Source organism: Veillonella parvula, from assembly GCF_018378075.1.
Taxonomy (GTDB): domain Bacteria; phylum Bacillota; class Negativicutes; order Veillonellales; family Veillonellaceae; genus Veillonella; species Veillonella parvula_K.
The window spans coordinates 357,980-377,585 of sequence record NZ_JAGZYE010000001.1 but is presented as its reverse complement, the minus strand read 5'-3'; the positions used below and the strand labels follow the sequence as shown (position 1 = coordinate 377,585).

At 37.2% G+C, this 19,606-nt stretch carries 16 protein-coding genes and 1 riboswitch; of the genes, 14 read left to right on the top strand and 2 right to left on the bottom strand.

Annotated elements, in window-relative coordinates; translation table 11 throughout:
- The first annotated feature begins 51 nt into the window (after positions 1–51).
- On the top strand, positions 52–531 hold the full coding sequence (locus KH286_RS01810) for a deoxycytidylate deaminase (protein ID WP_004697136.1): 480 nt from the start codon (positions 52–54) through the stop codon (positions 529–531).
- Positions 532–609: 78 nt separating this feature from the next.
- Here KH286_RS01810 and KH286_RS01805 read toward each other — a convergent pair whose 3' ends face one another.
- Positions 610–1,839, bottom strand: a complete 1,230-nt coding sequence (locus tag KH286_RS01805) for an aminopeptidase (protein WP_004697444.1) — start codon at positions 1,837–1,839, stop codon at positions 610–612.
- 111 nt (positions 1,840–1,950) lie between these two features.
- On the opposite strand from KH286_RS01805, the gene KH286_RS01800 reads away from it, so the two are divergent.
- The 6 genes from KH286_RS01800 to KH286_RS01775 all read left to right on the top strand — a co-directional run bounded on the left by KH286_RS01800 (position 1,951) and on the right by KH286_RS01775 (position 10,436).
- Entirely contained in the window at positions 1,951–2,520 is a 570-nt protein-coding gene (locus KH286_RS01800) for a helix-hairpin-helix domain-containing protein (RefSeq protein WP_004697355.1), read from the top strand.
- Positions 2,477–4,699 (top strand): ComEC/Rec2 family competence protein, encoded by a 2,223-nt coding sequence (locus KH286_RS01795; protein ID WP_004697097.1) that lies wholly within the window; start codon positions 2,477–2,479, stop codon positions 4,697–4,699. The genes KH286_RS01800 and KH286_RS01795 overlap by 44 nt, the downstream gene beginning before the upstream one ends.
- Before the next feature lie 11 nt (positions 4,700–4,710).
- Positions 4,711–5,688 carry a DNA polymerase III subunit delta gene (holA, locus tag KH286_RS01790; protein ID WP_004697054.1) on the top strand — a complete coding sequence of 326 codons (978 nt, stop codon included), beginning with the start codon at positions 4,711–4,713 and terminating at the stop codon, positions 5,686–5,688.
- Between the two features lie 2 nt (positions 5,689–5,690).
- Positions 5,691–9,482 carry a PolC-type DNA polymerase III gene (locus KH286_RS01785; protein WP_278617547.1) on the top strand — a complete coding sequence of 1,264 codons (3,792 nt, stop codon included), beginning with the start codon at positions 5,691–5,693 and terminating at the stop codon, positions 9,480–9,482.
- Between the two features lie 128 nt (positions 9,483–9,610).
- On the top strand, positions 9,611–9,928 hold the full coding sequence (locus KH286_RS01780) for a hypothetical protein (protein WP_004697299.1): 318 nt from the start codon (positions 9,611–9,613) through the stop codon (positions 9,926–9,928).
- Positions 9,929–9,977: 49 nt separating this feature from the next.
- Positions 9,978–10,436, top strand: a complete 459-nt coding sequence (locus KH286_RS01775) for a hypothetical protein (protein ID WP_278617546.1) — start codon at positions 9,978–9,980, stop codon at positions 10,434–10,436.
- A 96-nt stretch (positions 10,437–10,532) separates the two neighbouring features.
- Here KH286_RS01775 and poxB read toward each other — a convergent pair whose 3' ends face one another.
- A complete protein-coding gene (gene poxB, locus KH286_RS01770; protein WP_004697269.1) occupies positions 10,533–12,275 on the bottom strand; it encodes a ubiquinone-dependent pyruvate dehydrogenase in 1,743 nt (580 codons plus the stop codon).
- A gap of 293 nt (positions 12,276–12,568) precedes the next feature.
- A riboswitch (FMN riboswitch) is annotated at positions 12,569–12,684 on the top strand.
- Between the two features lie 67 nt (positions 12,685–12,751).
- Between poxB and ribD the strand changes: the two genes are divergently transcribed.
- The 7 genes from ribD to mtnA all read left to right on the top strand — a co-directional run bounded on the left by ribD (position 12,752) and on the right by mtnA (position 19,439).
- Positions 12,752–13,966, top strand: a complete 1,215-nt coding sequence (gene ribD / locus KH286_RS01765) for a bifunctional diaminohydroxyphosphoribosylaminopyrimidine deaminase/5-amino-6-(5-phosphoribosylamino)uracil reductase RibD (protein WP_004697371.1) — start codon at positions 12,752–12,754, stop codon at positions 13,964–13,966.
- Positions 13,947–14,603, top strand: a complete 657-nt coding sequence (locus KH286_RS01760; RefSeq protein ID WP_004696980.1) for a riboflavin synthase — start codon at positions 13,947–13,949, stop codon at positions 14,601–14,603. The genes ribD and KH286_RS01760 overlap by 20 nt, the downstream gene beginning before the upstream one ends.
- A gap of 15 nt (positions 14,604–14,618) precedes the next feature.
- A complete protein-coding gene (locus KH286_RS01755; RefSeq protein ID WP_004697328.1) occupies positions 14,619–15,821 on the top strand; it encodes a bifunctional 3,4-dihydroxy-2-butanone-4-phosphate synthase/GTP cyclohydrolase II in 1,203 nt (400 codons plus the stop codon).
- Positions 15,822–15,890: 69 nt separating this feature from the next.
- Positions 15,891–16,352 (top strand): 6,7-dimethyl-8-ribityllumazine synthase, encoded by a 462-nt coding sequence (gene ribE / locus KH286_RS01750; RefSeq protein WP_004697404.1) that lies wholly within the window; start codon positions 15,891–15,893, stop codon positions 16,350–16,352.
- Positions 16,353–16,549: 197 nt separating this feature from the next.
- On the top strand, positions 16,550–17,428 hold the full coding sequence (hslO, locus tag KH286_RS01745; RefSeq protein ID WP_021148164.1) for an Hsp33 family molecular chaperone HslO: 879 nt from the start codon (positions 16,550–16,552) through the stop codon (positions 17,426–17,428).
- A 109-nt stretch (positions 17,429–17,537) separates the two neighbouring features.
- Positions 17,538–18,332 carry an S-methyl-5'-thioadenosine phosphorylase gene (mtnP, locus tag KH286_RS01740; RefSeq protein ID WP_004697166.1) on the top strand — a complete coding sequence of 265 codons (795 nt, stop codon included), beginning with the start codon at positions 17,538–17,540 and terminating at the stop codon, positions 18,330–18,332.
- A gap of 42 nt (positions 18,333–18,374) precedes the next feature.
- Positions 18,375–19,439 carry an S-methyl-5-thioribose-1-phosphate isomerase gene (gene mtnA / locus KH286_RS01735; RefSeq protein ID WP_004697241.1) on the top strand — a complete coding sequence of 355 codons (1,065 nt, stop codon included), beginning with the start codon at positions 18,375–18,377 and terminating at the stop codon, positions 19,437–19,439.
- Positions 19,440–19,606: the final 167 nt, after the last annotated feature.

Sequence of the window (19,606 nt, the reverse complement as noted above, 5' to 3'; positions counted from 1 at the left end):
AAGCCCCCAACTACATAGGTAGATGGGGGCTTATTTTTAAGAGAGGTAACTATGGCAAAACGTAACGATTATATTTCCTGGGATGAATACTTCATGGGTGTTGCCATTTTAGCGGCACAGCGTTCTAAAGATCCCAACACACAAGTAGGTGCCTGTATTGTGAGCAATGATAATAAAATATTGTCTATTGGCTATAATGGGATGCCATTAAATTGTAGTGATGATGATTTCACATGGGAACGCGATACGGCGGATGATAATAAATACTTTTATACCGTTCATAGTGAACTGAATGCCATACTTAATTATCGGGGCGGTTCTTTAGAAGGTTCTAAAATATATGTAACACTTTTCCCTTGTAATGAATGTGCGAAAGCCATTATTCAAAGTGGTATTAAGGCCGTTATCTATCGTGATGACCTATATAAGGATACGAAAGAGGTAAAAGCTTCTAAACGAATGTTAAAAACCGCAGGTGTAGAAATTATTGAATACAAGCCTACAGGCCGCACTTTGAATATCACATTGTAATGTAATAAAAATTTAATTGCTTTTAAAATCCCCTATATACAGTTGTATATGGGGGATTTCGTTATCTTTTATTTATGTTTATACTTGTAAGCGACCATCGATCATGATGTCTACTTCTTGGCCATCACGTGTATAGCCTTTGATATTCATATGTTCATGACCAATCATAAAGTCTACATGTGTTAAAGAGTGGTTCAAACCACGTTCTTTTAATTCGTCGTCAGATAAACCATCACTGTTTTTGAGGCATGTAGGGTAAGAGGCTCCAATTGCTAGATGGCATGATGCATTTTCATCGAATAATGTTTCATAGAAGATTTGATTAGATTGGCTGATTGGACTAAAATGATCAACTAATGCAACTTCGCCAAGGTAGTGTGAGCCTTCATCTGTCTCAACTAATTCTTTTAGTACTTCATAACCTTCTTTGGCAGTGTACTCTACAATTTTACCTTCTTTGAAAGTGAAGGAGAAATCAGAAATCGTATTGCCATGGTAAATTAAAGGTTTTGTGCTATATACAATGCCGTTTACACCATTGTACTGTGGTGCAGAGAAAATTTCTTCGGTAGGAATATTAGCATTGAAGATAGTACCATCTTTAGACGCTTCTTCACCGCCTTGCCAAATATGACCTTCTGGTAATTCTAGTAAGAGGTCAGTACCATTTTCACAAGTGTAACGCAATGCTTTTAAGTCTAGTTTATTAATTGCTTCGCGACGATGGCGTAATTTAGCCATGTGGTGACGGTATGTATCCTTTGCCTCAATGCCTTCGATGCGACAAAGTTTAAGCAAAGTTGCCCACAATTGGTCAATTTTTTCTTCATCGGTACCTTCATAACCGAGTAAATCTGCCCATAAGACAGTTGGCACAGAAGCAACGCACCAAGTAACAGACGAATTCATAATAGCTGTGTGATAGAAGGATAAGGCTTTGTTTAAATTACGAGAATGTAAAGAAATACGTTCTGTCGGGATGCCAGCAAGGGCTTTAGGGTTGGCACTAATTAAAGATAAGAATGCCGCTTTATCATCGATATATTGCTTATAGAATTCAGGAATCCAGTTAGCAGGTTTTTCTAAGACTGTTTCTTTGGCATGCATTAAACGTTGACGTGCAATAGGTGAACAGCGCCAGTTGAGGACAACCTCTTTAGCCCCCAATTGATAGGCTTCTTCTGTAACGATAACTGCAAAGTCTTTATTTTCCACATCAACAGAAATAACTAAAGTTTGATCTTGTTGTAAATTTACGCCGTATTGTAATAATGTACGGGCATATTTTCTTAATGTATCTTGATTCATTGAGTCTCCTTATATTCGACATCAATTATAAAACTCCTGCTTGTGTGACCAATAGAGTCAACGGTAGGAGTTTACTTTTATATTGGAAAATCCTTTAGTAGGAGGTGCATTATGAAAAGTAAATTGAAGCCGTATACGATAATTATATTAATCCTATGTATTTTAGTAGGAATTTATTTCCTATGGCCTATTATAACAGATGAAAGCGATTCTGTCCTAGCTGAAGGGGCAATAGATGGAAATTCTTCTATATCAAATGTAGAACAATTGCCCAATAAACCAATTGCGTATATTACAGGTGCTGTTGTATCACCAGGATTGTATGAATATGAAAATTCAGCTACTTATGGAGATATGGTAAAGCTTGCAGGTGGGCTACTACCTTATGCTGATATAGAATCAGTCAATATGGCAAAACCAGTAAATGCGGGAGATCATATCCATATAGTATTTAACTTTCACGGTAATCCAGAGGTTTTATTGCGCGGTAACAAGATTAATATCAATACGGCAACTGCAAAGGAATTAGATTCATTACCAGGTATTGGCCCAGCTATGGCGAAGAGAATTGAAGAATATCGTTCGCAAAAGGGTCCCTTTACATCCATTGAAGGTATTAAGGGGGTGAAGGGCATTGGTGACGGAGTATTTAAGAAGATTAAAGACAAAATTACAATTTAGTCATCAAGATAGCAAGAATGATGAACCCTTCTTTGATGCAAATGATGTTAATTGGAACACTAAGGTTTTAACCCATAGTCAATGGGCACATACTATATTGGGTTCTATAATTATGGGTACAATATTAGGCTATGGTCAGTATTATCCTGTACTTATGCAGATGCACTACATCTTTGCTATTGGGTTAGCTATTATAGTTGTGGGTATTTTCAAAGCATTACAATCGTCTGAAAGATGGCATTCACTTAGCAAGTTAATCATCTTAGTCTTTGTTTTAGTTGGTTTATCTTATTATCAAACAGATTTACAAATTATTAATTATAATAGTTATACATCATACTATTTACAGCAAGAAGGAGAATATCTAGGTACTGTTGTATCATCTCCTGAAATAGTAAATCTAGATGGACAGAAATATTACAAATATAATGTTACTCTTCATAGATTACATCCTTATAAAGATACCGCAAAAAACTCCTATATAAAGGCTCAAGGACGTTTGCAAGTATACTCTAAGGTATCAGCTACAAATAACAAAATAAAATTGGGAGAACAAGCCATTATTGAAGGAACTCCAAAGTCTTTATTTCTCATCGAAGAGGAAGGTCGAATCAATCTTCGAGGCAGATATATGGGTTCTAACACAAGAGGACGAATCTACGATGGAGTTTATCGACCTGCCAGTGCTAAAGATTTACAAACATTTTCATATAAAAAGAGTATTTATGAAGAAATATATAGGAGAAGTTTATATTTATGTGGTCAAATACGAGAATCTATTGAAAAAAATATTGCTAGTAATCTAGATGGCCCACAAAAGGTATTAGCACAAGCCTTATGCTTGGGTGGTCATTATAGTGAGCTAGGGGAAGAGCGAATAAAAGATTTTGCTTATACGGGTCTCATCCACATTCTTTCTATCTCTGGCTCACATATTGCACTGCTATTAGCCTTAATTTACGGTTTAGGAAGACTCGTTAAATTACGGAAGCGCACATGCTTAATTTTAGGTATATTAGTAGCTTGTACATATTGCTGTATCATTGGTGGAGATGCACCAGTTATACGTGCAACGATGATGAGTATACTCATGTGCATGGCTTATGTAAAAGGACGATTATATCAAGCTAAACAGGCTTTATGTATATGCGCTATTATATGTCTTGTATATGATCCTTTTTCTTTATTTGATGTAAGCTTTCAGTTATCCTTTGGTGCAACCTATGGTTTACTCATATGGGGAAAGGTACTATATGAACGGATACAGTGGTTACCAAGGTGGATAAAAACACCTTTTGTATTATGTGTATCCGCACAGTTACTCATATTGCCATTACAACTCTATTACTTTCACTATATTAGTATTGCTAGTTTGCTAGCAGCCTGTATAGTAGCGCCCCTATTAGATATATCCATAGTTTTAATTTTTGTAAGTACTTTAGTCAGTTACGTATTCCCTATATCGTTAATATGGTCTTTAGTAGATGTACTATTGCGAATATCTTTATATTTAAATCATGTGTTAGGACGTAGTTATAGTCTACTTTGGCTTGGTATGATGCATCTTTATTGTGTTTATATATATTATGCTCTATTAGGTTTATTTACGTATTTTTTGACACATAAGAATAAGTATACTGTATATATAGTGATGTCCTTATTATGTATGGTTGCAACCTTTGGTGCTTCATACTATGTGACTCAGTATCATAAGGACACAATAATCCATTATATTCCTATGAAACAGTGTAATGTGTTACTTTGCATAGACCCAAACCATAGAGGAGCATATCTATTAATCGATGCACCAGATTATATTAAAACTATACCTAATGAAAGACTTATTAATCAGGCCATAAGGGCATATGGTGTAAAGCCTAAAGATGTAAAAGTTGAGTACTTTCACAGTAACGGTTCTGCACAGGTGGTATATAAAAATGGTATGAACCAAATCGTCGTATATAATGGACAAAGTAGAGAAAAAAATCTAAAATTAAATGATAAGACTAATGTGTTATATATAACGAGTCGATCCAGTGTAATGAATGAAATAGGGCGTATTTCACCTCATAGTACAATTCTATTTGGTAGTCCCCACGGTGCGTTACGCGATGTGGATCCATCAACAGAACATATGTATATAATGGGATACGGCTATATCAAAGATATCTATCTGTGAAAGGAGGAAACATGGCACATATTCAACTCATTTATGGCGATGAGCCACAATTAATTGAAGAAGAGAAACGCAAATTTTTAAGTGCCTATCCAGACCTTCCAGTGACCGTATTAGACGATGAGGCGGGCCCACAGAAGATTAGTGAAAAGCTCTGTGAAGATTCACTCTTTGGGGATCAAAAAGTGTTTTGCTTAGTTAACTTGCCCATTATTCGTAAAAGCGGCAAAAATAGTGATGCTTGGGTCCCATTATATGAGCTCATCATGGAATATAATGGGGATAATCCAATTGTTTTGATTTATCATGACATGATAGATAAACGAATCAAGCAGAATAAAGAGCTTTTAAATAAAATACCGAATCTTGAATGCAAGCGCCTTGAAGGGGCAGACCTTGTGATGTGGATTCGTCAATATTGTACATCTCATGGCTTTAACATGACGCCTGATGCACAAGAATACGTAGCTCATCTCATCGATTTGTGGCAAGATGTACCTGTTTCTTTTATGAGAACTGAGTTTGACCGATATTTCTTGCAAATTACTGGGGAAAAAGTAATTACCAAAGAATTCCTAGAGGAAAATGGCAGTGACTATGGTGCTAAAAATATTTTCACCTTTAAAGAGGCTTTGTTGAAACGAGATATTGATACATTGCTTGAATTATTTCCGTTTATGTTCGGCTATAAAGAATTAGATCGTGCTATGAGCTATATTGAGGGGCAGTTACGTTTGCAGCTACTGGTTAGCGAATGTCGCCAAGCGGGAATGTCTGTTCAAGCCATACAAAACTTATGTAAGGACCATGATTCGTCATTTAAACCGTATCCGATTAAGTTGGCTTACGAAGCAAGTCCTAGAATTTCAGTTAAGGCCTTGCGAGCTTTATTAAAAGGGCTCTATGAGATTATTTTAGATAGTCGTAGTAGTAAGGGCGATATTTGGCGATTTAGAGATTTATGTATTACCTATTGTGGGTATAAAGGATAAAAATGAAAGTACGTTATCGTGTTGTACCAAAACGGAATAAGAAATCATCCTTCTATGTGAACTGTCATAGCCAACATGTGACGATTCAAGCAGCAGACTCTGCATTTTCCACATTGCTTAGTCTACGTGAAAGGTTGTCTGCATGGTATAAGGAAAAAAATATCTCTTTTGATGATATTCCAACAAATACAGATACAGCTTGTTGCTTTGCTTGGAAAGTAGATACTGAAACGGGTGAAGGGTTAGATACCTATTATTATGGCGGTGGCTGTGGTGCTGGTGAATGGATTGAAGCGGCTGAAGCACAACGTGAAGCTGAAGAGGTTAAAAATCAAGAACCTAGAGGCAAGTCTTTTGCGGGTTATGACCAACAAGATGAATATGATGATGTAGACGAAGATGATTTTGCCCCATTTGTAGAAGCTATTGAATTAGGCTATTTCAACAATAGTCCAGTTGTTGTGTCTCGTTCTAATCATACGGCTGCCGAATCTAGCAGTAGTGATACTATCGCATCTGTGAGTAGTACACCTAAAGCAAGCAAAGGCTTTGGACCTAAAAAAACTACAAAATCTACGGCTAAAGGAAGTGAAGGGGATGGTAAATATCCTCGTCGTGTACCAAAGGATGCACCTACTGATGAAGGCATGATTTTAGGACCTAAAATTGAAGGGGTCACATCTAAAATCATGGGGACCTTGGATACACCTAGTGTAATTTTTGAAGGTGTCTTTGTTGGTTTAGATAAACGTGATACTAAGACGGGTAAAAGTATCGTTAACGGCAGCATTGTAGATGATACAAATAGCATTAAATTTATCAAGTTTACGAACAGTCCTGAAGAAGGGGATGAATTATTAAAACAACTAAAAGGCTTACAACGGGTTCGCGTACAAGGTAGTGTCAGCTTTGATGATCGTTTTGACAAGGATTATATCCTTTCTATTCGCAGTATTGAAGCAATAGAAACTACTAGTGTGGAACGAACTGAAAATCGTCCGGACTCTCGTGTGGAACTCCACTTACATACTAAGATGAGTGATAAAGATGCTCTCGTATCTGTAAAAGACTTGTTTAAAACAATTAAAAAATGGGGTCATCCTGCGGTGGCTATTACGGACCATGGCGTAGTACAAGCCTTCCCAGAAGCGCAAGCTCTTGGTAAGGAGTTAGGTGTTAAAGTTATCTATGGTGTAGAAGGTTACCTCATCGAAGATGAAACGGTAATAAAAGATGAAGAGCCTGTACTAGATAAAAAGAAAAAGAAAGAAAAAGATAAACGTTACCATATTATTTTATTAGCTAAGAATATGGTTGGTTTGCGTAATTTATATAAAATGATTTCCATTTCTCACCTTGAACATTACAAAGTTCGTCCGCGTTTGCCTCGCTCCGTTATTGAAGAACATCGTGAAGGTATTATCATCGGTTCTGCCTGTGAAGCAGGGGAGCTTATGCAATCCATTGTTCGTGGAGCTACAAAAGAAGAGCTTTTGGAAGTAGCATCCTTCTACGATTATCTTGAGATTCAACCACATACTAACAATACGTTTTTGGTTCGTAAAGGTCTCATGCCCGACGAGCAGGCACTTATTGATATGAATAAGACCGTTATCGAATTAGGAGAAGCCTTAAACAAACCTGTATGTGCTACTTGTGACGTTCACTACCTGACACCAGAAGAAAAAATTTATCGTGAAATCATGTTAACTGCATGTGGTTATCCAGATGCAGACGAACAGCCAGATTTACATTTACGTACTACAGATGAAATGCTTGCGTCCTTCCCTTATTTAAGCGAAGAGAAAGCATACGAAGTAGTCGTTACTAATACACGTGCTATTAATGATAGCATTGAAGATATTAAGCCAGTGCCTGATGGTACATATTCACCTAAGATTGAAGGTGCTGACGAAGCTTTCACAGAAATGTGCTATAGAAATGCGAAGGCTATTTATGGTGATCCATTGCCTCGTGTCGTACAAGAACGTCTCGATTATGAATTGGATTGTATTATTTCCAATGGTTACGGCGTATTGTATTACATCGCTCATAAGCTGGTAAAAAAATCTCTTGATGATGGGTATCTCGTAGGTTCCCGTGGTTCCGTAGGGTCATCCTTTGCCGCTACCATGTCTGAGATTACAGAGGTAAACCCATTACCGCCTCATTATGTATGCCCTAACTGTAAATATTCAGAATTCTTTGAAAAGGGTGAATATGCAGGGGGCTTTGACTTGCCTCGTAAAGACTGTCCTGAATGCGGTCATGCTTTACAAACAAATGGACATGATATTCCATTTGCAATTTTCCTTGGTTTTGAAGGTGACAAGGTTCCAGATATTGACCTTAACTTCTCCGGTGATTACCAAGCAAAAGCTCACAAATATACGGAAGAACTATTTGGTCGTGACAATGTATTTAAAGCCGGTACAATTGGTACTATAGCTGATAAAACTGCTTTTGGTTATGTTAAAAAATACGCCGAAATTCGAGATATACAAGCCCGCAATGGATTCTTTGAACATTTAGCGAAAGGCTTTACAAATGTAAAGAATACTACGGGACAACACCCTGGTGGTATTATGGTATGTCCTCGAGATATGGATGTGCATCATTTTACGCCCATACAACATCCAGCGAATAAAAAGGAAAGTGGCGTATTAACGACACACTTTGATTATCACTCCATCGAAGGTCGTATGACTAAGCTTGATATTCTGGGCCATGATGATCCCACAATTATTCGTATGCTAGAGGATTTGACAGGTATCGATGCTAAGACAATACCATTTGATGATCCAAAGACATTGAGCTTGTTTTCCTCTACAGAGGGGATTGGTTTAACACCTGAACAATTGCAAGGTGACCAGGTAGCCAGCTTAGCCGTACCAGAATGTGGTACGAAGTTTGTACGGGGCATGTTGGAAGACTCTCGTCCGCAAACCTTCTCTGACTTAGTACGTATCTCTGGTTTCTCTCATGGTACGAATGTATGGCTCGATAATGCGCAAGACCTTATTAAAAATGGAACTTGTAAGTTAAACGAAGCTATTTCCACCCGTGACGACGTAATGAACTTCTTGATTCATCGTGGTATGGATAGAAAGCACAGCTTCTTCGTTATGGAAAACGTACGTAAAGGGAAGGGGATTGAAAAACGAAATAAACAAGGTCAAGCTACAACGGAATTTGAAGCAGAAATGCGTGAAAATAATATTCCTGAATGGTTTATTGAGTCTTGTAAAAAGATTTCCTATTTATTCCCAAGGGCCCATGCGGTAGCATATGTAATGATGGCCTTCCGTATTGCATGGTTTAAGGTATACCATCCATTGGCATTCTATGCAGCATATTTCTCCATTCGCGCGAAAGCCTTCGACTTACGAATCATGACAGGAGACCTTAAAACACAATTGACCGAGTTTAACCGTATCAAGGCTCTTGATCGTGCTGCCAGCCCTAAAGACAAGGACCTTATGAGTGCCTTGGAAGTATCTATGGAAATGTATCAACGAGGCTATCGTTTTATTAATGTAGATATTCAACATTCTGAAGCTAGACGCTTTAGCATTAAGGATGGAGCTTTATTGCCACCATTCTTAGCTATTGATTCACTTGGTGAAACAGTGGCTGATGCTATCGTCGAGGAAAGAAATGAACGTCCATTTACATCTCTAAAAGACTTACAACGCCGTTGTAAAGTATCAAATACCATCATTGATCTTATGAAAGACCTCAAATGCTGTGGTGAACTACCTGAAGATGAACAAATGTCACTCTTTGGAGCATAACAAAATACAAGGTAAGACTCAAATACAAAGTAAGCACTATATCTCAAATGTCGATATAGTGCTTATTTTTATGTAGTTTGCTACAATATAATTAATATATAATCATTGGTGCAAGGGAGTGTTGGGAAATGATAGGTAGTTTATTAAAATTATTAGGAATCTATTCATCAAATAGTAGTGTTTCTAAAGTGCCTAAACTAAATACAAAAGTAGAAGAAAATAGTAATACTTTTAACATAACTGATCGACTTTCGAATCAAGCTGATGATATTAAACTTTGGTATATTAAGCCAGAAGATAGTCCTGAATTAGAAGAATCAGATATTCCAGGTGTATACTTTAACGAATTCCGGGAATATGTAGATGAAGAGGGAAATGTATTATCTCCATCGGAGGTCAATGCAATACGGTATAAAGACGATTACGAGGATGATTATTATAGATAACAAGAAATAGTTAATCTGTTATATGTATATTGAATCAAGTTGGTGAATTATGAGAATTCCAATATATGAAGCGTTAGCACACTATAAAAAGAATGAAGAGCTACCTTATACAGAATATTTTGGATTAGGATTTTTTTCTGATATATCATTAGCTGAAGAGGCTCTAGTTGAATCTAAAATATTGTCTGGATTTTCTAAGTTAAATGATAATTCCTTTTCTATAAAAAATCACTATTTAAATAATTGTGCTCATATAGGTGATGATATTAACTATGAAATAGTAAATAACAAAATTTATGGTGTTTGGTATGATTACGATATAGATCCATATTATTCCAGTTCTGGATACATAGGTTTATTTAGCACTTTAGAATATGCAGAGAAAGCATTAAAGTGGTATAAGACCTGGGATATATTTAAAGTATATGGTTTAGATTGTTTAGGAATTGATACAATTACTCTCAATTTAAGGGGCTGGACTGAAGGTTTTATAACAGTATATGATTAAAATTATGCAATAAAAGAGGTATCATCGAATGATGACACCTCTTTTTGAAAGTTTTGCAGTTTATTTATTTTGGCAGATTTTGTAAATTTTGCAATATTAGTATAAGGATTTATATTTCATCCAGTTTGTTTTGGCCATTTCTTTAAGCTCTGTACCACGGCCATCAAGGATTGCATTTATTAAATATTTGCTAAAGCCTTTAGCTTGTTGATATGCAATTTTAGGAGGCATAGCAAGTTCTTGTTTATCTACGCGAACGTTAACGATGACTGGGCCATTATGGTTAAGGGCTTCCATGATTTTTTCATCAACTTCGCTAGAGTTATGAATGCTCACACCTTTGATACCAGCAGCTTCAGCAAGTTTACCGAAATCTGGATTTACAAAGTCTGTAGCGTAGTCTAGATAGCCGGAAGCCTTCATTTCCATAGCGATAAAGCTAAGTTCTTCGTTATTGAATACAAAGATTTTAATAGGTAAGTTAAGTTGTTTTAATGTTAACATTTCGCCCATCATCATTGTAAAGCCACCATCACCAGAGAGGGAGATGACTTGACGATTTGGACAAGCATTTTGAGCGCCAATAGCATGCATCATAGCATTAGCCATGGAGCCGTGGCTAAAGGATCCTAAAATACGGCGTTTACCATTTGTTTTTAGATGGCGAGCAGTCCAAATAACTGGAGTCCCTACGTCAAAGGTAAAGATCGCGTCTTCTGCTGCTAGTTTATTGAGGCGATTTACGAAGTATTGAGGGTGAATTGCTACACCATCTGGCTCGGCAACGGCATAACTATCTAAATCACCTCTAAATTTAGTGTACGCTTTACGCACTGTGTCGATAAATTCAGTATCACCACGTTGGTCTACAAGAGGTAATAATTCTTTTAACGTATCTTTTACAGTACCAATGATACCTTGTGTAAGAGGTACGCGACGACCTAAAGCACTAGGATCTCTATCTACTTGTATTACTTTCGCATTTTCTGGATAAAATGGACGGTAAGGGAAGTCTGTACCAAGCATTACCAATGTATCACATTGTTCAATAGCACGGTAGCCAGATGTATAGCCTAATAGGCCAGTCATACCTACATCATATGGATTATCCCATTCAACCCATTCTTTACCTCTGAAAGCATGTACAACCGGTGCTTGCAAGCGTTTTGCTAATTCTACCACTTCGTCATGGGCACCTTCACAGCCGGCACCACAGAATAGGGTAATACGTTTGCCTGTTTCTAAATGAGCAGCCATTTCTTCAATATCTTCTCGTTGTGGAACGATATGAGGTAAACGAGGTGGGGTCCATACAGGTAATTCGTCAATTTCCATTTCCATAACGGCAACGTCACCAGGAAGAACGATAACTGCAACATCTTGGTTACCAACAGCAGCGTTCATAGCACGGAATAGAATTTCCGGCATTTGTTTAGGATTGGATACAAGTTCGCAGAAACAAGAACATTCTTTGAATAGATTTTCTGGATGTGTTTCTTGGAAATAGTTCAAACCTACTTCAGATTGAGGAATGTGAGAAGCAATGGCCAATACTGGAACACGATTGCGATGACAGTCGAAGAGACCATTAATCAAGTGTAAGTTGCCAGGACCAGAGCTACCAGCACATACAGTTAGTTTATGAGTTAGGGATGCTTCTGCACCGGCAGCAAAGGCTGCTGTTTCTTCATGTCGTACATGTTCAAAAGCAATTTTACCATTGCGGCGTAAACTATCATTTACAGAGTTTAGACTATCTCCAGTGATACCGTAAATGCGTTCGATGCCCGCATTGGCTAAGACTTCTATAAGTACATCAGAAATTCGTTTTTTTGCCATATTATCACCTATATTTAATAATTACTATCATTAAAATATGGTTATTCAAACCATATATACTATATTAGACTTGTTTAACTTGTAATTATGTGATAAAAGTTACTATTTACTGTATACATAGTTTATATATGTTTATATTAAAAGTAAATATATATTATTATTTATATTATTCTAGTATTTGTGTTCTAAAAATTATATTTTAATCAAATTATTTAATATTCTTTCTCAATACAAAACTATTATTCTTGCATAACATTAATAAAAGTGTTACTATTAATTCATAAACAAAATAGATAAGTCTTTGGGGATAGGTGAAATTCCTTACCGGCGGTAAAGTCCGCGAACCTTTTTGGTATGAATCGGTGCAATTCCGATACCGACAGTAGAGTCTGGATGAGAAAAGACGAGGCACATTTGTTGTGCGCATTTATGATGACCCAAGGACTATGTAATAGTCCTTTTTTTATTGAGGTGATATGGTGGATGACGTAGTATATATGAAGCGCGCCATTGAACTGGCAAAATTAGCCACAGGTCACACCTCACCAAATCCTTTGGTTGGTGCTGTTGTGGTAAAAGATAATACAATAATCGGTGAAGGTTATCACCATAAAGCTGGTACAGCTCATGCTGAGGTGCATGCACTAAATCAAGCAGGTGATAATGCCAAAGGTGCTACTTTATACGTAACATTAGAGCCATGTTCTCATTATGGAAAAACACCACCTTGTGCGCTTCGTATCATTGAGGCTGGCATAGCTAAAGTAATAGTAGGTAGTACAGATCCAAATCCACTAGTTTCTGGAAAGGGAATGGAGTTACTTCGTGAAGCAGGTATTAAGGTTGTTTGCCCCGTATGTAGTGATGAATGTGCTGAACTAAATGAGCATTTCTTTACCTATATACAGACAGGTAAGCCTTTTGTCACTATAAAAAGTGCTATGTCATTAGATGGGAAAATTGCTACATCTACTGGACAATCTCAATGGATTACAAATGAGTCCTCTCGTCGCGATGGACATGTGTTGCGTGCCACGCATGATGCCATGCTCGTTGGAATTGGTACAATTTTGGCAGATAATCCACAGTTAAATTGTCGTTTAACGGATAGTGAATTATCAGATGCGTTATTAGATAAAAGCATACTTGATGAACCGATTACGATTCATCAACCAGATGTAATTATCTTGGATAGTCTTGGTAGAACACCTACTACTAGTCGCGTCTTTGAAATAAATAATCGCAAGATTCATATATTCGTATCTAAAGGTTGTCCTAAGGATCGGATACAAGTATTAGAACAAGTTGGTGCTCAAGTAACCGTAGTAGAATCTATTTCTACTCGTAAAAGCAAGAGCACAGACATTGTGATTGATATTAAGAAATTATCTATCGATGATATTCTTACAAAACTAGGTGAACTAGGTTACACATCTATTCTTGTTGAAGGTGGATCTGCAATTATCAGTTCCTTTGTGGAAACGAAGAACTTTGATAAGGTCGTAACATATATTGGAAATACCATTATTGGTGGTAACGATGCAACACCAGCTGTAGGAGGTCGAGGTTTTGAAAGTTTAAAGGCTTCGCCACAACTAACTTTCACCAAGATTAAAGTATTAGATAATAACATTCGCATTGAAGCGTATCGTCAAGGAAGGAGGGGCGCTTATGTTCACGGGAATCGTTGAAGAAATTGGCCGCGTCGAGAACATTAAAAAGGGCCCTAAATCCTTAACCATAACAATTCGAGGAGAAAAAATTTTTAGCGATTTAAAAGTTGGTGATTCCGTAGCTGTTAATGGGGTGTGCTTGACGGCCACAACGATTGGCAATAGTATATTTACAGCGGATGTGATGCCAGAATCCATTAAGATGACTACGTTTACTAATTTGAAAGTCCATCAACCAGTCAACTTAGAGCGAGCTATGCTTGCTAATGGTAGATTTGGTGGTCACATTGTGGCAGGCCATGTAGATGGTACAGGTCGTATTATTAATCGTGAACAAACCGATAATGCCATTATCTTTACTATCGAAACTCCAAAATCCGTTATGGATTATGTTATCTATAAGGGCTCCATTACCATCGATGGAATTAGCCTCACAATTATGCGACGAACAGAAAGTAGTTTTTCCGTCTCTATCATTCCTCACACTTTGAGTGAAACTATTTTAGGTTTTACTCATATTGGAACAGAGGTCAATTTAGAAACGGATATTGCTGGACGATATATTCGTCATTTTATGAATCTTGGTAGTGAACCTACCGAAGAAAAGCCTAAAAAATCTATGCAATCCCTCTTAGTAGAGAATGGATTTATATAAGTAAGGAGCGTTCCTATGAGCGAACAATTACATTCTATTAATGAAGTCTTACAAGACCTTAAAACTGGTAAACCTGTTATTATCGTTGATGATGAAAGCCGTGAAAACGAAGGTGATCTTATCATTGCTGCAGAGTTTGCGACGCAAGAAAACATTAACTTCATGGTTAAATACGCTCGCGGTATCGTATGTACGCCTATGCGCCGCGAAGCGTTAGAAAAGTTTGGCATTCCTGCAATGGTTACTAAAAATACTGATAACCATGAAACTGCTTTCACTGTTACTGTTGACCATGTAGATACTACAACCGGTGTATCTCCAGCAGAGCGTGCCTATACAATCCAAAAATTATTAGATCCATCTGCAAAACCTCAAGATTTTCGCCGTCCAGGTCATGTGTTCCCACTTGTCTATAAAGAGGGAGGCGTATTGGTACGACAAGGTCATACAGAAGCATCTATTGATCTTTGTCGTTTAGCCGGGTTACAAGAGGCTGCCGTTATTTGTGAAATCACAAAAGATGATGGCGATATGGCACGTTTACCGGATCTTATGGAATTTGCTAAAGAACATGACTTGAAAATTGCTTCTGTAGCAGAACTTATAGAATATCGTAAACAACATGAAGATATGGTTGAGCTTGGTGCTTGTTCTAAGTTGCCTACTAAATTTGGTGATTTTAATATCTTTGTATTTAAAAATGAATTAGATCATAAAGAGCATTTAGCTATCGTAAAGGGCAATGTTCAAGATTGTAGCGATGTGCTTGTACGTATTCATTCTGAATGTTTAACAGGCGATGTATTTGGTTCTAAGCGCTGTGATTGTGGCGAACAATTAGACAATGCGTTGCGCGCTATTGAAAAAGAAGGCAAAGGCGTTGTTGTATATATGCGACAAGAGGGCCGTGGCATTGGTTTGACCAATAAAATTAAAGCCTATGCATTACAAGAACAGGGCCTTGATACAGTAGAAGCAAATGAACAATTAGGCTTCCCTGCAGATATGCGTGAATACTCCTTAGCGGCTCAAATTATCCGTTTCTTGGGTATTAAAAGCATCCGCTTATTAACTAACAATCCCGAAAAGCGTCATGGCTTAGAACATTGGGGAATCAATGTAACTAGCCGTGTACCACTCATCATTGCTGCAAATAAATTTAATGCAGGCTATTTAAAAACAAAAGAAGAGAAAATGGGTCATATGTTAGAAGACTAATTAACTTTCACCATATAACTCGGTCGTTACATATATATTTCCTTAGATGGAATAAAGGAGGTCAATATAATGATGGTTCAAGAAGGTAACTTATTAGGTACTGGTAAGAAATTTGCTATTATCGGTTCTCGTTTCAACGAGTTCATTACATCTAAATTAATCGGAGGCGCTGAAGATTGTTTACTTCGTCACGATGTTAAACAAGAGGATATTACAGTAATTTGGGTTCCAGGTGCTTATGAGATTCCTTTGATTGCTAAGAAAGCAGCTTTATCTGGTCGTTATGATGCAGTTATTTGTGTAGGTGCTGTTATTCGTGGGGCCACTACTCATTATGATTATGTATGCAACGAAGTAGCCAAAGGTATCGCACATGTATCTTTGGAAACTGGTATTCCTGTTATGTTTGGTGTAGTAACTACTGAAAACATTGAGCAAGCTATCGAACGCGCAGGTACAAAAGCGGGTAATAAAGGTTATGATTGTGCGATGGGTGCAATCGAAATGGTTAACCTTATCGATCAAATCTAAGAATTGTATATATAACACTCAGTATCTTATGGTACTGGGTGTTTTTATATCATCGAAAATATGTTCTTTTAAATTTAAATAAGACTAGACGAACATATATTCTCTATTATTGAAAGTTAAATATTTGACATGATATACTATATAAGCAATATAAAAGTAATACCTTAATAAAATCAGTAGAAATAAGGAATGATAGAATGGATTATATAAAACGTTTTACAACCCGAGAAGGGGTTCGTATGTCTTTAGCTGTAACAACCGATACAGTTGAAACAGCTCGTGTACGTCATGATTTATGGCCTGTAGCAACAGCTGCTTTAGGTCGTGCTATGACGGGAGCTATTTTATTAGCTGGGGATTTTAAAAACCATGAAAACGTAAGTCTTCGTATTAAAGGTGATGGTCCACTAGGTGTAGTTCATGTAGATGCATTCTCTGATAATACGGTTCGAGGCTATGTAGATGATCCACATGTTGATGTACCTTTAAAGCATGCTGGTAAGCTTGATGTTGGTTCTGCCGTAGGTCATAATGGGGAAGTGCAAGTGACTCGTTTCACGCAGTTAGCGCAAGACTATACTTCTACAAGCCCGATTCAAAGTGGTGAAGTAGCAGAGGATTTGGCATATTATTTATATGCATCTGAACAAGTACCGTCTACGATTAGTTTAGGTGTATTAGTAGATCCAGATTACCATACGGTTGTAGCTGGAGGTTTTATCGTACAAGCCTTACCGGATGCTACAGATGAAGCATTAGCACAAGTAGAAAAGAATATTAATGAACTTGGTCCTATTACAGAATATTTGAAAGCAAACCCAGATGGTAAAGGTCTTATGGAACGTGTTCTCGATGGTTTAACTGTGAATGAAGTATATAATGAACCAATTCATTTCCAATGTCGTTGTGGTCGTGATCGCTTTGCCAGTGTGCTAATGACATTACGTGAAGAAGATAAGAATGCTATTTTGGAAGATGACGTAACAGAGCTTGTTTGCCATTATTGTAATGAAAAATATCATTTCACACGTGAAGAGTTACAAGATATGTTCATCCCAAAAGGTCCAATTCAATAAAAACTTTATAATATGTAGAAAAAATACAGGCTACTAGGTTTTTCCTATAGCCTGTTTTTCTATTCTATGAGAAAATAAAAGATAGAGTTATTAATAATAGGAGGTCACAATGAGTGCAATTGGCATAATTGGTGGTACTGGTGTTTATGATCCGTCCATCTTTGAAAATATTCATGAAGAATCCTTAATGACACCATATGGTGAAATAGATTATGTACAAGGTACATACCATGGGAAAACTGTAATCTTTGTAGCTCGTCACGGCAAAGATCATACAATTCCTCCACACAAAATTAACTATCGTGCTAATATTTGGGGCCTCAAAAAACTAGGCGTTACATTTATTATCTCCACGACAGCAGTAGGTTCTATAAATGAGAACTTTAAGCCAGGTCATTTTGTGTTGACTGACCAATTCTTAGATTTTACAAAGAACCGCATCACTACGTTTTATGAAGGTGGGGACCGTCCAGTGGCACATCTTGATGTAACAAATCCATACTGCCCTGAATTACGTGATATTCTTCAAAAGGTAGGTACGGAACAAGGCCTTACGATACATAATGGCGGTACCTATGTATGTACTGAAGGCCCTCGTTTTGAGACTCCTGCAGAAATCAAAATGTTCCACATGCTCGGTGGCGATACAGTAGGTATGACAAATGTACCGGAAGTAAATTTAGCGAATGAAGCTGAAATGGCATATGCTACGATCTCTATGATTACCAACTATGCAGCAGGTATTTCTGAATCTGCTTTGACACATGCGGAAGTTGTAGAAATGATGGGCAATATGGCGGCTCAACTAAAATCTCTTATCTTAGGAGCTATTGATGCAATCGATGTGGATGCTCGTTATGATGCTCATAATCGCATGCATGAATATGGTGGTTTTAAACTATAATCAACTCATAATGATACACAATAGTTTATCGAAGGAGAAGTTATGATTAATATTGAATGGCGTAAAGATACGCTGGTACTATTAGATCAAACTAAATTGCCTACTGAAATTACATACGTTCACTGTACAGATTGGCGCCAAGTGGCCGAAGCTATTAAAATGCTTCGCGTTCGTGGCGCACCTGCTATTGGCGTAGCTGCTAGTTATGGTCTCATTTTAGCTGCTATGGAAGCAGGACGTTTAGAGGCGCCATTTAGTGAACAACTTACAAGCTTATATGAGTTTAGTGAGATCTTAAAAGAAACTCGCCCTACGGCAATCAACTTAGCTTGGGCTGTAGATCGTGTCATTTCTCTTGTGAAAACTAATGTTGACAGTATGTCCTCAATGAGTGAAGTAGTAGACCTCATTACAAAAGAGGCTATTATCATTCACGAAGAAGATGTGTCTTTGAATAGACGTATGGCCGAAGCAGGGGCTACATTATTTGAAGGTAAAAAGAATATTCGCATCTTAACTCATTGTAATGCGGGTGCACTAGCTACAGGTGGTCTAGGAACAGCACTTGGTGTTGTTCGTAAATTACATGAAAATGGACAACTGGAACGCGTGTATGCTGATGAAACACGTCCATTATTACAAGGTGCTCGACTCACAGCCTTTGAACTTTACGAGGATGGTATTCCTATTACTCTTGAAACAGATAATATGGCAGCCTATGCGATGCAACATGGATTAATTGATGCCGTTATCGTCGGTGCTGACCGCATCACTACAAAAGGGGATGTAGCCAATAAGATTGGTACCTATGGTGTGGCTGTACTAGCTAAATTCCACAATATTCCGTTTTATGTAGCCGCTCCTTATAGTACATTTGATTTTACTTTGGAAAATGGTAGCGATATTCCTATTGAGATGCGTAACGATGATGAAGTAACCGCTTTACACGGTGTTCAAACAGCCCCTAGTGGTATTGATGTACTTAATCCTGCATTTGATGTAACACCTCATGAACTTGTAACAGCGATTATCACCGAAGAGGGAGTATTGACTCCAAATTATGAAGAATCAATCGGTAAGCTACGCCAGATTGTAGAATCTAAATAATCTATTATCTTAATGATTAGCTTATTAAGCATTCAAAATATAAGCAATATATTATCTATATAAGTAAGTATCTACAACGATATTAACAACATTATATAATATCAATAAATCTAAGTAGATTTACTATCAACTATTTATTTTATTGTATCTACTTGTATGAGTAAAAG

Coding starts and splice junctions, on each gene's coding strand:
- hslO (WP_021148164.1), top strand. CDS start 16,550: ATGGATTATATAAAACGTTTTACAACCCGAGAAGGGGTTCGTATGTCT.
- ribE (WP_004697404.1), top strand. CDS start 15,891: ATGATGGTTCAAGAAGGTAACTTATTAGGTACTGGTAAGAAATTTGCT.
- mtnP (WP_004697166.1), top strand. CDS start 17,538: ATGAGTGCAATTGGCATAATTGGTGGTACTGGTGTTTATGATCCGTCC.
- KH286_RS01810 (WP_004697136.1), top strand. CDS start 52: ATGGCAAAACGTAACGATTATATTTCCTGGGATGAATACTTCATGGGT.
- KH286_RS01755 (WP_004697328.1), top strand. CDS start 14,619: ATGAGCGAACAATTACATTCTATTAATGAAGTCTTACAAGACCTTAAA.
- KH286_RS01775 (WP_278617546.1), top strand. CDS start 9,978: ATGAGAATTCCAATATATGAAGCGTTAGCACACTATAAAAAGAATGAA.
- ribD (WP_004697371.1), top strand. CDS start 12,752: ATGGTGGATGACGTAGTATATATGAAGCGCGCCATTGAACTGGCAAAA.
- poxB (WP_004697269.1), bottom strand. CDS start 12,275: ATGGCAAAAAAACGAATTTCTGATGTACTTATAGAAGTCTTAGCCAAT.
- KH286_RS01760 (WP_004696980.1), top strand. CDS start 13,947: ATGTTCACGGGAATCGTTGAAGAAATTGGCCGCGTCGAGAACATTAAA.
- KH286_RS01785 (WP_278617547.1), top strand. CDS start 5,691: ATGAAAGTACGTTATCGTGTTGTACCAAAACGGAATAAGAAATCATCC.
- KH286_RS01780 (WP_004697299.1), top strand. CDS start 9,611: ATGATAGGTAGTTTATTAAAATTATTAGGAATCTATTCATCAAATAGT.
- KH286_RS01805 (WP_004697444.1), bottom strand. CDS start 1,839: ATGAATCAAGATACATTAAGAAAATATGCCCGTACATTATTACAATAC.
- mtnA (WP_004697241.1), top strand. CDS start 18,375: ATGATTAATATTGAATGGCGTAAAGATACGCTGGTACTATTAGATCAA.
- holA (WP_004697054.1), top strand. CDS start 4,711: ATGGCACATATTCAACTCATTTATGGCGATGAGCCACAATTAATTGAA.
- KH286_RS01800 (WP_004697355.1), top strand. CDS start 1,951: ATGAAAAGTAAATTGAAGCCGTATACGATAATTATATTAATCCTATGT.